The sequence below is a fragment of the Arthrobacter sp. StoSoilB13 genome (assembly GCF_019977255.1).
In the GTDB taxonomy this organism is placed as follows: domain Bacteria; phylum Actinomycetota; class Actinomycetes; order Actinomycetales; family Micrococcaceae; genus Arthrobacter.
Genome location: NZ_AP024647.1, coordinates 1,001,034 through 1,015,400, shown reverse-complemented (window position 1 = coordinate 1,015,400; position 14,367 = coordinate 1,001,034). Strand labels below are relative to the sequence as shown.

The 14,367-nt window shown below is 61.5% G+C and carries 12 protein-coding genes and 2 pseudogenes; 9 read left to right on the top strand and 5 right to left on the bottom strand.

Annotated features, from left to right (window positions below):
• Positions 1–64: 64 nt before the first annotated feature.
• Positions 65–421: a hypothetical protein gene (locus tag LDP01_RS04760; protein WP_224090607.1), complete on the top strand. Its 357-nt coding sequence runs from the start codon at positions 65–67 to the stop codon at positions 419–421.
• A 73-nt stretch (positions 422–494) separates the two neighbouring features.
• On the opposite strand, the gene LDP01_RS04755 is transcribed toward LDP01_RS04760, so the two are convergent.
• From LDP01_RS04755 to LDP01_RS23355, 5 genes and pseudogenes are all read right to left on the bottom strand, one after another.
• The gene (locus LDP01_RS04755) at positions 495–899 is read right to left on the bottom strand and encodes a carboxymuconolactone decarboxylase family protein (protein ID WP_224090605.1); all 405 of its coding nucleotides are present in this window, start codon (positions 897–899) and stop codon (positions 495–497) included.
• Positions 900–1,013: 114 nt separating this feature from the next.
• Positions 1,014–1,982: a fumarylacetoacetate hydrolase family protein gene (locus tag LDP01_RS04750; RefSeq protein WP_224090603.1), complete on the bottom strand. Its 969-nt coding sequence runs from the start codon at positions 1,980–1,982 to the stop codon at positions 1,014–1,016.
• Entirely contained in the window at positions 1,979–2,788 is an 810-nt protein-coding gene (locus LDP01_RS04745) for a cyclase family protein (protein ID WP_224090601.1), read from the bottom strand. The genes LDP01_RS04750 and LDP01_RS04745 overlap by 4 nt, the downstream gene beginning before the upstream one ends.
• 111 nt (positions 2,789–2,899) lie before the next feature.
• On the bottom strand, positions 2,900–4,216 hold the full coding sequence (locus LDP01_RS04740) for a CocE/NonD family hydrolase (RefSeq protein WP_263433755.1): 1,317 nt from the start codon (positions 4,214–4,216) through the stop codon (positions 2,900–2,902).
• Between the two features lie 40 nt (positions 4,217–4,256).
• Positions 4,257–4,580, bottom strand: a pseudogene (locus LDP01_RS23355) (CocE/NonD family hydrolase); the annotation flags it as partial.
• Between the two features lie 191 nt (positions 4,581–4,771).
• Between LDP01_RS23355 and LDP01_RS04735 the strand changes: the two are divergent.
• From LDP01_RS04735 to pdxS, 8 genes and pseudogenes are all read left to right on the top strand, one after another.
• Entirely contained in the window at positions 4,772–5,395 is a 624-nt protein-coding gene (locus tag LDP01_RS04735) for a TetR/AcrR family transcriptional regulator (protein WP_224090599.1), read from the top strand.
• A 91-nt stretch (positions 5,396–5,486) separates the two neighbouring features.
• Positions 5,487–5,702 (top strand): hypothetical protein, encoded by a 216-nt coding sequence (locus tag LDP01_RS04730; protein WP_224090597.1) that lies wholly within the window; start codon positions 5,487–5,489, stop codon positions 5,700–5,702.
• 279 nt (positions 5,703–5,981) lie between these two features.
• A pseudogene (locus LDP01_RS04725) lies at positions 5,982–6,327 on the top strand (DUF6504 family protein).
• A gap of 3 nt (positions 6,328–6,330) precedes the next feature.
• Positions 6,331–9,864: a DNA polymerase III subunit alpha gene (locus tag LDP01_RS04720; RefSeq protein WP_224090595.1), complete on the top strand. Its 3,534-nt coding sequence runs from the start codon at positions 6,331–6,333 to the stop codon at positions 9,862–9,864.
• A 120-nt stretch (positions 9,865–9,984) separates the two neighbouring features.
• Positions 9,985–11,994 carry a threonine--tRNA ligase gene (thrS, locus tag LDP01_RS04715; RefSeq protein ID WP_224090594.1) on the top strand — a complete coding sequence of 670 codons (2,010 nt, stop codon included), beginning with the start codon at positions 9,985–9,987 and terminating at the stop codon, positions 11,992–11,994.
• A 17-nt stretch (positions 11,995–12,011) separates the two neighbouring features.
• Positions 12,012–12,605, top strand: a complete 594-nt coding sequence (locus tag LDP01_RS04710) for an HIT family protein (RefSeq protein WP_224090593.1) — start codon at positions 12,012–12,014, stop codon at positions 12,603–12,605.
• On the top strand, positions 12,595–13,206 hold the full coding sequence (gene pgsA / locus LDP01_RS04705; protein WP_224090592.1) for a phosphatidylinositol phosphate synthase: 612 nt from the start codon (positions 12,595–12,597) through the stop codon (positions 13,204–13,206). Before LDP01_RS04710 ends, pgsA begins: the two co-directional genes overlap by 11 nt.
• Positions 13,207–13,436: 230 nt before the next feature.
• Positions 13,437–14,363, top strand: coding sequence for a pyridoxal 5'-phosphate synthase lyase subunit PdxS (gene pdxS / locus LDP01_RS04700; protein WP_020608520.1), 927 nt, complete (start codon positions 13,437–13,439; stop codon positions 14,361–14,363).
• The last annotated feature ends 4 nt before the right edge of the window (positions 14,364–14,367 follow it).

Here is a 14,367-nt window from a genome sequence, read left to right as displayed (position 1 = left end):
CGTGCAGCCCCATAGTTCGTCCCGTAGCTGGTCGATCTGTCGGCCGTACGTGTCGTGGAGGTCCTTGACACGCTGCTTTCCATGGGCGCGCTCGAGTTCCACTTTTGCTCTGGCGGCTTCGCGCTCGGCGGTCAACGTTGCCGGGTTCCCGCGCAGGCCGGGCCGCCGCCTCGCGGGCGCCGTCCAGGTCCGCCCGGGTAGCCGCAAGCTGGCCCTGCATCTGCTCGATCGTGGCCTCGTCGCGACCGGCACGCTCCGGCTCTGCCTGGGCGCGGCTCTCGTCCGCGCCAGCACGCCGTTCCGTCTCGGCCCGGGCTTGCCCCTCAGCCCACTGACCACTGCATCACGTTCCTGCTGGACCTGCCGTAACTGCACCCCTGCGGACTCGATGTCGGCCTGCAGCTCCGCGGCTTCGGCCTGAGCCTGCTCTCGGTCGGCCGCGGCAGCCGCGAAACCCTGGGCGAGCTCTAAGCCAAGCTGCTCAGCCCCACGACTTATCGCGAGCCGCGCCCTTGTGCTCTTCTGAATTCCGTGATTGCTCCCTCGGCTGTGCGGAAGGATTCGAGCGCGGCGGGGGCGCCGCAGTAAATCATGGTCTGGAGCAGGATTTCTTGAATTTCCTGTTCGGTGACTCCGTTGTTCAAGGCTCCCCGAACATGCCCGGCGAGTTCATGAGAACGGTTGAGCGCCGTCAGCATAGCTAGATTGAGCATGCTACGGGTTTTCAGATCCAACCCGGGCCTCCCCCATATCGCGCCCCATGCGTACTCTGTGACGAGTTCCTGGATCGGCCGCGAGAAATCACTTGCCTGCTCCAGCGCTTGCTCGACGTGCCAGGCCCCCATCACCTTTTGTCGTGGATTCAGCCCTGAGAGGTAGTTTTCCTCTGATCGTGTCATTGGTCCTTCCATCCTTTGCATCTGCTCTTTGCCAGAGTCTTTTCTTAGGTCTACCGCTAGCGTCTTTGGCTCACACAGGGCGGCCATGGAGGGCCGTGCCGGCTTTCAGGTAGCTCACCGCGCGGTTTCCTGAGCCGGCGCATAGGGCACGGGTGGAGTGAACGGCCGCCGCCTCGCCCTCGGAATCTCGTGGACGGGGGCAGCTTCTCCAATGAAGTTGGTTAGTGTTCCCAGTCGTTCCACGGTCAGGCTGACAACGTCGTCCCGTTGCAGGGGCTCGGGTGTCATTGAGCCTGCCCAACCCCACATCTCGGCCAGGCAACCACCGCCGCAAGTACCCGATCCGAGTACGTCTCCGCGACGGACCCAGGTTCCCCGGCTGGCGTAGGAGATGAGCTCGGGAAAGTTCCATGCCATATTCGCCAGGGAATCTGTGGCGAGCACCTGTCCGTTGATGGAGACACTCATCTGCAGGTTCATGAACCCGCCCTCAGTAACGTCGTCGAATTCGTCTTTGGTGACAAATACCGGCCCCAAGGACGTGGCGGTGTCCTTGCCTTTCGTCGGGCCTAGTCCAACTGTCATTTCATGGCGCTGAAGATCCCGGGCGGACCAATCATTCATGATGATGTATCCGGCAATATGATCCTCTGCTTCCTCGGGTGAGAGGTTGTAGCCGTCCGTGCCAATGATGGCTGCTACTTCCAGTTCGAAATCGAACTGCTGTGATCCCGGAGCCAGGGCGACGGTCGAGTTGTGTCCTGTTGCGGCGTGCGGGTTGGTGAAGTAGAAAGCAGGTGCGTCATACCACGCAGCCGGCAAACCTTTGTCCGGGGCAACGGATCGCAGCGCACCGACCGTGTGCTGCTCGAAAGTGATGAAGTCGCGGATTGTGGTGACGTCAAGGGGCGGCAGAAGCTCAGCGGCAAGAAAGTCCACATGCTCGCCATCTGCCACGGCAGAGGGCCGCGCGAGGACGTCAAATGCATCCAGGCCATCCGGATACAGCCGGCCCGAAACCAAGTCGTCGTTTGCTTTCCCGAGGCGAGGTACGCCGTCCATCAGAACACGGAAGAATTTCACTGTTTGCCCCCGTCAGTGCTTGTCCCGGCGAGCTTCTCATCGAGGATCGCCACTGCGCGGGTCCAACCAGCTGATGCTCCATGAATCTTCACAGGGAAGCATGAAATCTGGAATCCGGTGGCCGGGAGTTCCTCGAGGTTGTGCAGTTTCTCAATGTGGCAATAGCCGATCTCCCTTCCGGCCTTGTGGCCTTCCCAGATCAGCGAGCTATCCCGTGTTTCGGCGTACTTCTTTGCTGTGTGCACGAACGGGGCGTCCCAACTCCACGCATCCGTTCCGGTGACGCGGACGCCGCGGCTGGTGAGGAAGAGTGTGGCTTCGCGTCCCATCCCACAGCCACTGGAGAGGTAGTCGTCCAACCCGTAGCGGGTGCCGGCAGCGGTGTTGACGACGACGATGTCGCCCGCGGCCAACTGGTGACCAATACGGCTGAGTTCTGCCTCCATGTCGGATGCCGTCACGACGTGGCCATCATCGAATCTCCGAAAATCCAGCTTCACTCCGCGGCCGAAGCACCACTCAAGTGGGACTTCGTCGATGGTGATGGCACGGGCTCCTCCGTCCATGGTGGAGGCGTAGTGGTAGGGCGCATCGACATGGGTTCCCGAGTGCGTCGTGGCGGTGATTCTCTCGATTGCCCACCCTTCCTGGTCCGGAAGGTCGTCTTCTGTCATTCCCGGAAAATAGGAAACCAGGTCCTTGGCTGTTTCCTTATGGGTGAAGTAGTCGATTTCCGGAGTGAGTCCGGGCGGATCCGAGGCTATGTTGCCCCGAAGGCTGACGGAGAGGTCAACGAATTTAGGCATGGTTGGAAGGTTCCTTCCGGGGATCAAGTGATAGTGGCCGTGGCTTTTTGGTCCCCAAGCGCACCACATTGAGTGTGCGATGGCCGAAGCGGGGGACGGGACGAGGTGCGCTCATTTCCGGGCGGGTATCACGGGCAGGAGCAGTGAGGTTCCCGAGTCCGGACCTGTGTACAGGGTGGTGACGCCGTCGAAGATCCCGGCCGGGCGATCGTCGGGGTCGTCGTGCACGAAGACACCGTTGCCACGTTGTTCAATGCCGTAGGCAACGGGCCACGGACCGTCGCCGGGCATTTGGAAATCGCGGCCCGACAGCGTGACACCAAGCCGGTAACCGGGCGGGATGACAAGGGACGTGGGCCAAATCTCCACGTCGAGGTGGACCGCCTGCCCGGGGATGAGCGCTAGCGTACGGGTGTGCCGGTGCCACGGCCGGTGGGGCAGGCTGCGCTCCAGGTCCAGTTCGCGGTGGGAGGCACGCAGCCACCCCACGGCCAGCACACCGTGTTCGTCGATCGCGGACACGAGCGAGACCTCCTGTCCCTCCGGGTCCTGCACGCGCAGGGTGACGAAGAGATCGGCATCCGCAGTCGAGGACGCGAGGCGTACCCGCGCCGAGGCCGGCCCGGTGATCTCCAAGGGTTCGGCCAATGGCTCGGTCCAGAAATTGACTCCCGGTCCGAGTGCCGGGAAGTCGGCTGTGTGCTCTTCGGTCGGCACGGACGTGTCCAAAGCCCCTGATCCGGCGTCGAGGTTAAAGCGGGTCCACTGGGTGCGGGCCAGGGGCCACTCCGTCTCGTCACGGCCCTCGAAGGACCCGTCGAGGTGGCGCACGTTCAACCGCACCGGGGGCTGCTGCTCCCAGCCTGTGTCGTTGTCTTTGAGGAAGTGACCGAAGAACCGCTTCTGAAGACCGACACCGTAGTCGGTGTAGAACTCCGCATAGTGCTCGTGGCCATGCACTTCGAGCCATTTCTGTGGTGATGACACTGCGGCGTAGCCCTCGAAATTGCCGCGGGTGTGAAGGTGGTGGGCCCAATTCGCGGCCGACAGTACCGGTACCTCGATGCGGGCCAGGTCTGGTGTCCGGGCCCGGCTGAACTCGTCGAGCAACTTCCTGCGCTGGGCTTCCATGATCGTCTCGACCCGGTTCTCGGCGAGTTCGTCCTCGGAAAGGGTCGGCGGTCCGGCGACGAGTTCGCCATTATTCGGGTTGCGCCGGCCACGCTCGCCCACCCCATATTGGACCGTGAAGATCTGCTGGTCCTGCCACGCCTGCCCGAACCGCGACAGAATACCGCCGTGCCGGTTGAAGTCCCGGTAGAAGTCGGTGAACCCCTCCCATGGACAGATTGCCGTGAGGTGCGGCGGCTGCAACGCCGCGACCAGCCACTGGTTGGCGGCGTAGTAGGAGATCCCGAGCAGGCCCACCCTGCCGTTCGACCAGTCCTGGGCGGCGGCCCCACTCGATGGCCTGGTAGTAGTCGCGCGCTTCCTGCTCACTGAGCATGTCCAGCCGACCGGCCGAGCGGCCGGTGCCGCGGGAATCGACGCGAATGCAGATGTATCCGTCCGGGACCCATTTCTCCGGGTCAACCGTTTCCCACACCTGGTAGGCGTTGGTCGAGCCGGCCACCGCATCTGGATAAGCCGATGCCAGGCGCTGCCACATCACCGTGAAGCCCTCCTGGAATGCCAGGCCCTTGCCGTAAGGGCCGAGGGTCATGAGCACCGGGTACACGCCCTCGTCGTCCGGGCGGAAGACATCGGCCCGCAGCACCGTGCCGTCCGCCATGGGAACCGGTACATCCCAGTCAATCCTCATCCCGTGCACCACCTCGCTGCGTGCGACAATCCGGTCACCGCTGCCGACCGCGCTCATGCCACGTGAACTCATCACTACCTCCTCTACATGCAAGTTACTTGCGTTTAGAAGTATGCGCCGGGTCACATTTAAACGCAAGAGTCTTGCATTATGCTGTGATCATGACAGATTCAGGGATCCGGCCACGCCCAGGCGGCAGATCAGCCCGCGTCCGACGCGCCGTCCTCGACGCCACACTGGACCTATTCCACGCATTCGGCATGAACGGGCTGACCGTTGCCGACGTCTCGGCCCGGGCAGGGGTGCACGAAACCACGATCTACCGCCGCTGGGGCACTCGCGAGAACCTGATGATCGACGCCCTGCTCGAGGAAGCCGAAGAACTGCTCCCGGTCCCCGACACGGGGTCTGTGCGCGATGACCTGATCGCCTACCTCACCTCGCTGGTGGCATACCTCAGCACACCCCATGGCAACGACTTCGATCGGGCACTGGCCGCCGCCGGCGACGATCCGGCAGCCAGCCAAGCCCGGAAACAGTACTGGAACACGCGCTATGCGCGCTCCGGCCAAATCATCACCCGCGCCATCGACCGGGGCGAACTACCCGATACCACCAACCCCCGCCATGCAGTCGATATGCTCGTCGCACCCCTGCATTTCAAAGTCGTGCTCACCCGCGAACCCCTCGATCCCGGCCTCCCGGCACGACTCGTCGACACGATCCTCCACGGACTGATCGCGCCCCTGCCCAGAAACGACCACCAAGACGCCGGACCGCTATGAGATCAGGCAGCGACACCAGGACCCGAAAACGTCCTCTCACGACACTTTGACGCTTGCTCCAACATGCTTGATCAAGGCGCGCATTGGTCAAATGAAGACGATCCTCTTGGCCGACGTCGCCGTCATCGGCGACCGCAGCTGCGGCTGCATCCCACTGATGGACCGGAGAGGCAGAAGCTCAGAGCTCAACATGGATGGCCGGAAGGCCAAAAAAGCTAAGGAGAAACCGCTCGAAGCATTCCTGCCGGAAATCGGCCCCGGACATTTCCTGAAGACGAGAGGTAAGAAAATCGGTCTGGCGGTTTAGCCCGCCTTGACTATCTCCTGAGCCGCGAGCGAAAAGCATCCCGTGAAGGTTCCCCCAAACGGAACTCCGCTTGACGAAGGTTGGGCCCTACCCAGAACTCCCTGTGATCCCGTTCACCACTGTGTCCGATGGCCACATGTATTCCTGCAAGCCAAGATGATCCCCAGAGCTGGGCGGTAGGTTTTGTCGGGGGAGCGACGTAAACTGGATATATTCGAACATACATTCGAATGTAATTTTAGTGATTCAGGGCGATGCTCACAGGCAAGGAGTGTGGATATGGGGCTTTTCAGTGAGTCCGTGGACGTCATCTGCACGGAAGCGGGAAGGCCACAAACAATCCAGTGGAAGGGAATCCACTACGTCGTCATCAACGAACCCATCCGGTGGTACGAGCGGCGCCAATGGTGGATGGAAGAAAGCAGGGCCCCTATAGGGAGCGGCGCAGGCTTGGTAGACCACGAGATCTGGCGGGTCCAACTCCAGCGCCCGCAGGATGAAGGGCAACCCGGCCAGGCCATCACCCTTGACCTTGTCCGCCATCTCGGCAGCGGCCGCTGGCGGCTCCTTCGCATCCACGACGCCGCGCCGGCCCCGGGCAGTCGAACCAGACGAAGCCGCCTGAACCTTGAGCTTTACACACCTGCACGTCTCCACAGCCTTCAGCGCCCACTATGGCGTCTCCTGGCCGGACGAACTTGCCCAGTCAGCCGCAGCAGACGGCGCAACAGCGCTCGCCTGTACTGACCGGGACGGCCTATACGGCACCATCAAACACCTCAAAGCATGCATGGACGCCGGTATCGACCCCATCATCGGCGTGGACCTCGCCATATTCGACGACGACGGCGACCACCGCACCCAAGTAGCGGGCCGCGTCGTCGTACTCGCCCACGGCAACAACAACGGCGCCGGCTACCGGGCACTCTGCCGACTCGTCTCAGATGCCCATGCCCGCACCTCCGGTAAAGCCGGGGGAGTAGTGCCCGTCGCCGTAACGAGGGCAGAACTCGCATCACGCACACTGGACTCAAAAACCCTCAAACCCGTGCTAACCGTCCTCATAGGACCGGACTCCGATGTTGGCCGGGCCATGGGAGGGCGGAAATATCTTCGGCCCCGGACACTCTTCAAACAATGGATCGACGCCATGCCGCCCGGGACAATCGTTGCCGAAGCCGTATCCCACCTCAGCGCCCCTGGAGAGCCCCTCAGCACATCCCACGCAGTGCGCATGCTCAAACTCGCCCTTGAATACAACATCCCCGCCATCCTCAGCAACGCCGTCCGTTACTGCGCCCAGGACGGCGCCCCCACCGCAGACGTCCTGGATTCTGCACGCACACTAAAATCCCTCCCCGAACTCTCCGCAGCCCCACTGCTCCAACCAACAGGCCAGCTCCAACCAACCGGGCAGGGTTGGTTGAAAAACGCCCAACAAATGCTCCAACTCGGCAAGGAAATCATGGGCGCCGCAGGCCAAGGAGCAGCAGGGCTGAACAAGCTGCTCTCCAACACAGAAGCGCTCGCCGACAAATGCCGTATCGATCCCGTCCCGGACATGGGATGGAAAAAGCCCGTTGTTCCCGAAGCTTCCATCATCGGCATCGACCAGGACCCCATGCTGGAACTCACCCAACGATGCGAGGCAGGAATCACCCGGCGCTTCCCCGGCATCAACGGCAATGCGGAAATACAGATGCGCTCGCGGTTGCAGCATGAGCTGGGGATCATCGACAAACTCGGCTTTGCCTCCTACTTCCTCACTGTTGCGGAAGTATCCAGGATGATCATCGAGATGGGCGTCCGGGTAGCTGCCAGAGGTTCCGGAGCCTCCAGCCTGGTCAACTATCTGATCGACATCAGCCAAGTGGATCCCATCCGGCATGACCTCATTTTCGAACGGTTCCTCTCGGGTCGCCGATCCACCCTTCCCGATATTGACATCGACGTCGAAAGCGCCGAACGGCACAACGTCTACCGGAAGATCTTCGAGCGCTTCGGAGCCGAACGGGTGACCCTGATGAGTATGCAGAACGGGTACAGGGCCCGTGGTGCTGTCCGCGATGCCGGCATGGCCCTTGGCATGGATGATGGTGAAATCGGCGAAATTGCCAAGCAGTTGTGGCGGTTCTCCGCGCGCAAATTCAGGGAGGCATTGGTTGAAAAGCCTGAACTCCGGGAATTTGCCGGACGGGTGGAGGCCGGCCGTGAAGGGCCTGGGGGCATGGAGGAAAACCAGCAGTTGGACCTGTTGGTGGATCTCACTGAAAGACTGGACCGCCTTCCCCGGCACATTTCCATGCACCCGTGCGGGGTGATCCTGGGCGATGCCACGCTCCTGGACAGAACCCCGGTACAGCCCAGCGGTTTGGGTCTGCCCATGAGCCAGTTCGACAAACACGACATGGATCCCATGGGCATGCTCAAACTTGATGTCCTGGGTGTGAGGATGCAAAGCGCCATGGCGTTTGCGGTGCGGGAAGTTATCCGCCTGCACCCATCCAAAGCGGAGGTGGTGGCGGCTGGCCACCATCCGGTGGAAGCGGGAGGCAATGGTCCGGACTATATTGCCCAGGACGGCAGGATTGATCTCAACGCGGTGCCTTTCGACGACGAACCCACCTATGAGTTGATCCGCAGTACCCACACTTTGGGCTGCTTCCAGATTGAATCCCCCGGCCAGCGTGAGCTGATTGGGAAGATGGCACCGCGGGAATTCAACGACCTCATTATCGATATTTCCTTGTTCCGCCCTGGTCCCATGAAGTCGGACATGGTCCGCCCGTTCCTTGAACACCGGCACGGTTTCGCACCAGAGGTCTACCCGCATCCGGACCTGAAGCCCGTTTTGCAGGAAACCCATGGCGTTACGGTTTTCCATGAGCAGATCCTGAAGACCTTCCATGTCATGACAGGGTGTGGTTTGGACCGGGCAGACGAGTTTCGAAGGGCCTTGGGTGACGAGCTCCACGAACCTGAAGTAGAGAGGTATTTCCGTCGGGAAGCGATCAAGAGATACTCCCCGGAGGTCGTGGACAAAGTGTGGGGAACCCTCAAAGCCTTCGGCAGCTTTGGTTTCTGCAAAGCCCATGGAGCTGCCTTTGCTGTGCCTACCTATCAATCGGCATGGCTGAAGGCACACCACCCTGAAGCGTTCCTTGCAGGGCTGTGGGAACACGACCCCGGGATGTACCCCAAACGGCTGCTGGTTGCTGAGGCCCGCCGCTTGGGTATTCCCATCCTGCCCTTGGATATTAATCGAAGCCAGGCTGAATACAGGGTGGAAAGAATCCTGGAGGGCCAAAATTCGGGCAAGCTCGGCATTCGCTTGAGCCTGAACGGAATATATGGACTGTCGGGAGCGGAGCTGAAGCGGATCGTAGCGGGCCAACCCTACGACTCCCTCGCGGACCTCCGGGCCAGGGCCAGGGTGAGCAAACCGAATATCAAGCGGCTCGCCCAACTCGGAGCCTTCGATGCCCTGCACCGGGATGCCGGCGGAACTGCAAACCGCGCCGATCTGGTGCAGCACTTGCAAGCACTCCAGGGCAGTCCCTCCAAGAAGGCCGGCGGGGTCATTGAAGGGCAATTATCCCTACCCCTTGGTGATGTGGAGTTGCGGAACCTTGCTGCTGGACTACCTGAGCCCAGCATGGTGGAGAACGTGCGGGCAGAGCTTGATCTCATGGCAGTGGATGTGAGTGAGCATCTGATGGAAAGCCATAGGCCTTTGCTGGACAAGCTTGGCGTCACTACGGCGGATAGACTCCTGGGTCTTCGCAACGGCACCGAGGTGCTGGTTGCCGGCGTCCGGATCGCAACGCAGACACCTCCCATGCGGGGTGGGCGCCGCGTGGTGTTCATCAGCATCGACGACGGTACAGGCTGCGTGGATACTGTCTTCTTCCATGAAGCGCAGGAAGAATCGGGTCCACTCCTGTTCGGTACCCGGCTTCTGCTGATCCGCGGAACTACGCGAAGAACTGGACCCAAGGGAATCAGCCTCAGTGCCAGCAAAGCCTGGGACCTTGGCCGCCCCGAAACTTTGCCGTTCGCCGAAGTCCTGCCACCCGGCGTCGGGCTTGCGCCTGAATTCACTCATTCAGGGCCCCTTGAGGGTATCTCCAGGAACCTGGCCATCACGGGCCTCGGGAGCTGACCCGTGGCGTCGGCGCGCTGCTTTGGCCGCCTTCGTCCAAACAGATACGATTGACGATGGCTGGCTGTGGTCCCCGTACGCCACAAGCTACGAAGCCTTCACTATGAATAGGAGACACCCGTGTCAGATGCCCAACAGATCACCCTCATCGTCGATGGCGAAGAGACCAAGGTGACGGAAGGGACTACAGGCGCGGAACTCTTCTTCGAGCGCCGCGACGTCGTTGTTGCCCGCGTCAATGGGGTACTGAAGGATCTTGACCAGGTTCTCACCGAGGGTGCAGACGTCGAAGGTGTCACCATTGAATCCCCTGACGGACTCAACGTTCTCCGTCACTCTACGGCGCACGTCATGGCCCAGGCCGTCCAGCAGTTGCGGCCTGATGCCAAGCTTGGCATCGGTCCGTACATTACTGACGGCTTCTACTTCGACTTCGACGTCGCCGAGCCGTTCACCCCGGAAGACCTTCGCCAGCTGGAAAAGATGATGCAGAAGATCATCAACCAGAACCAGAAGTTCGTCCGCCGCGTGGTCACCGAAGAAGAAGCCCGCGAAGCCATGGCCGGCGAACCCTACAAGCTGGAGCTGTTGGGCAAGAAGAACGACGCCGCCGACGCCGGAGAAGGCGTGAACGTTGAAGTCGGTGCGGGCGACATCACTATCTACGACAATGTGGACCGCAAGAGCGGCGAAAGCGTCTGGTGCGACCTCTGCCGCGGACCGCACCTGCCCAACACCAAGATCATCTCCAACGCGTTCGCGCTGACGCGCTCATCCTCCGCATACTGGCTGGGCAACCAGAACAACCAGCAGCTTCAGCGAATCTACGGCACCGCATGGCCCACCAAGGAAGCCCTCAAGGCTTACCAGGAGCGCATCGCAGAGGCAGAGCGCCGCGACCACCGGAAGCTGGGTGTGGAGCTGGATCTGTTCTCGTTCCCGGACGAACTCGGATCGGGCCTCCCTGTGTTCCACCCCAAGGGCGGCATCATCCGCAAGGCCATGGAAGACTACTCCCGTCAGCGCCACGTGGACGCCGGCTATGAGTTTGTTTACACCCCGCACATCACCAAGGGACACCTTTACGAGGTCTCCGGCCACCTTGACTGGTACAAGGACGGCATGTTCCCCGCGATGCAGGTGGATGCCGAGCTCAACGCGGACGGCACTGTGCGCAAGCCCGCCCAGGATTACTACCTGAAGCCGATGAACTGCCCCATGCACAACCTCATCTTCCGCTCACGTGGCCGGTCCTACCGCGAGCTGCCGTTGCGCCTCTTCGAATTCGGTTCGGTGTACCGGTACGAGAAATCCGGTGTTGTCCACGGACTGACCCGCGTCCGTGGAATGACACAGGACGACGCCCACATCTACTGCACCCGCGAGCAGATGAAGGACGAACTCACCACCACACTGAACTTCGTCCTTGGCCTCCTCAAGGACTACGGCCTGGATGATTTCTACCTCGAACTCTCCACCAAAAACGAGGAAAAGTTCGTAGGTGACGACGCCGCCTGGGAGGAAGCCACCCGCACACTCGCCGAGGTTGCGGAAGCGTCAGGGCTGAACCTGGTACCGGACCCTGGTGGAGCAGCGTTCTATGGGCCGAAGATTTCCGTTCAGGCAAAGGACGCCCTGGGCAGGACCTGGCAGATGTCCACGATCCAGTTGGACTTCAACCTGCCTGAACGCTTCGAGCTGGAGTACCAGGCAGCCGATGGAACACGTCAGCGTCCCGTCATGATTCACCGCGCCCTCTTCGGTTCGGTGGAGCGGTTCATGGGCGTTCTTACCGAGCACTACGCCGGCGCCTTCCCCGCATGGCTGTCTCCCGTCCAAGTGGTTGGCATCCCTGTGGCCGAGGCATTCAACGATTACATGTTCGACGTCGTTGACCAGTTGAAAGCCGCAGGAATCCGTGCCGAGGTGGACATCTCTTCAGACCGTTTCCCGAAGAAGATCCGCACGGCCAGCAAAGACAAGGTCCCGTTCGTCCTGATCGCCGGCGGTGAGGACGCCGAGGCAGGTGCTGTCTCGTTCCGCTTCCGTGATGGCAGCCAGGACAACGGCGTGCCCGTGGCAGAGGCGGTCCGCAGAATCGTGGACGCTGTCAAGAACCGCGAAAGCTGACGGACGGACAATAGACGGTGCAGGAGAACACAGGCGCGGCAGCTGACCTTCCGGGCGACGCCGAAGTAACCGATGACTTCGGCTTGGCAGGTGTTCCGGACGCTTTTCAGCGCCTGTGGACTCCCCACCGCATGGCCTACATCAAAGGCGGACAGGACCAGTTCAAGAACAAGGACGATTGCCCGTTCTGTGTGGGACCCACCCGTAGCGATGAGGAGTCCCTCATCGTCTATCGGGGGAGGACCTGCTACGTCGTGCTCAACCTTTTCCCCTACAACCCGGGCCACCTGCTGATCTGCCCCTACCGCCATGTACCGGACTACACGGACATCACGGTAGAAGAAACGGCGGAATTCTCCGAGCTCACCCAGACGGCCATGCGGGTGCTGCGGAAGGTTTCCAACCCCAGCGGCTTCAACCTCGGCATGAACCAGGGTGTCACCGGTGGAGCAGGAATCGCAGCGCACCTGCACCAGCACGTTGTGCCGCGCTGGGGTGGGGACGGAAACTTCTTCCCCATCATCGCCCAGACCAAGGCCATTACGCAGACACTCGACGAAGTCCGCAAACTGGTGGCCGAAGCCTGGCCGGGGGAGTCGAATGCTCAATAGGCATGCGCGTGGTTTCTTTACTTCCCTCTTCACACCCCTGGCACGTTGGCTACTCAAGATTGGCGTATCTCCCGACGCAGTGACCGTGGCTGGCACAGCAGGGGTCATTCTCGGCGGACTGGTTCTGTATCCGTTGGGATACCTGTGGTGGGGTTCGGTGGTGGTGGCATTCTTCGCGTTTTCGGACGTCGTGGATGGCATTATGGCCCGCTTGCAAGGCAGAAGCGGCGGTTGGGGAAACTTCCTCGATTCCACCTTGGACCGGTTGGCGGACGGCGCCATCTTTGCGGGGCTGACCATCTGGTTCTTCACCAAAGGTGGGGACCCGGCAATTGGGACTGCCGCCGTCGTTTGCCTGGTACTGGGCATGGTGGTGTCCTATGCGCGGGCAAAGGCCGAATCACTGGGCTATCAAGCAAGCGTTGGCATTGCCGAGCGTGCCGAGCGTTTAGCTTCGGTGCTTCTCATCACCGGGCTTACGGGTCTTGGACTTCCAGCAGTGGTGCTCTTCGCGACCCTGATCCTTCTCGCGCTTGCCAGTGTGGTCACTATCGTCCAAAGAATGGCGACTGTCCGCAAGCAAGCGATGGCCGAGGCATAGGAAACTGGCATCTGACCAGAGTCCGTCAGTGGCAGTTGTGCAGGTGTCCTATAGCAGGCCCTCTTCTTGGCCGCGTATGCGGTAATGAATGTACTGCCACCCGGCAACGTGCGACTACTATTACTAGTACTTGGTCACCTTGACCTGAAAATCCGGTGTGCGCTGATTGCGGTCGTGTGGCTGCGTGAGCCACCGGCGAAAAGGTCGTTTATCTACCCATAGGGGTTTTTGTGTCTACACCAGATGTAAGCAACGAAGCCGGTTCGTCCGCGAACAGCGTCACGGGCAGCAGCCGCGTCAAGCGGGGCATGGCAGAGATGCTCAAGGGCGGCGTCATCATGGACGTCGTTAACGTCGAGCAGGCCCGTATCGCCGAGGACGCCGGTGCCGTCGCCGTCATGGCGCTCGAGCGCGTCCCCGCCGACATCCGCGCCCAGGGTGGCGTGTCCCGCATGTCCGATCCCGACATGATCGATCAGATCATCGCCGCCGTGTCCATCCCGGTCATGGCCAAGGCCCGCATCGGCCACTTCGTCGAAGCCCAGGTCCTGCAGTCCCTTGGCGTGGACTACATCGACGAGTCCGAGGTCCTGACCCCGGCCGACTACATCAACCACATCGACAAGTGGAACTTCACCGTTCCCTTCGTCTGTGGCGCCACCAACCTCGGTGAGGCCCTGCGCCGCATCAACGAGGGCGCGGCGATGATCCGTTCCAAGGGCGAAGCCGGCACCGGGGATGTTTCCAACGCCACCGGGCACATGCGCAAGATCCGTTCCGAGATCGCCAAGCTCGCGGCCCTTCCCGAGGACGAGCTGTATGTCGCGGCCAAGGAACTGCAGGCCCCGTACGAACTGGTCAAGGAAATCGCTGCCACGGGCAAGCTCCCGGTGGTGCTGTTCACCGCTGGTGGCATCGCGACCCCGGCCGACGCTGCGATGATGATGCAGCTCGGCGCCGACGGCGTGTTCGTTGGCTCCGGCATTTTCAAGTCCGGCAACCCTGCCGAGCGCGCTGCCGCCGTCGTGAAGGCCACCACGTTCTATGACGATCCCGATGTGATCGCCAAGGTCTCCCGCGGCCTGGGCGAAGCCATGGTTGGCATCAACGTCGACGAAATCCCGCAGCCCCACCGCCTCGCAGAGCGCGGCTGGTAAGCAG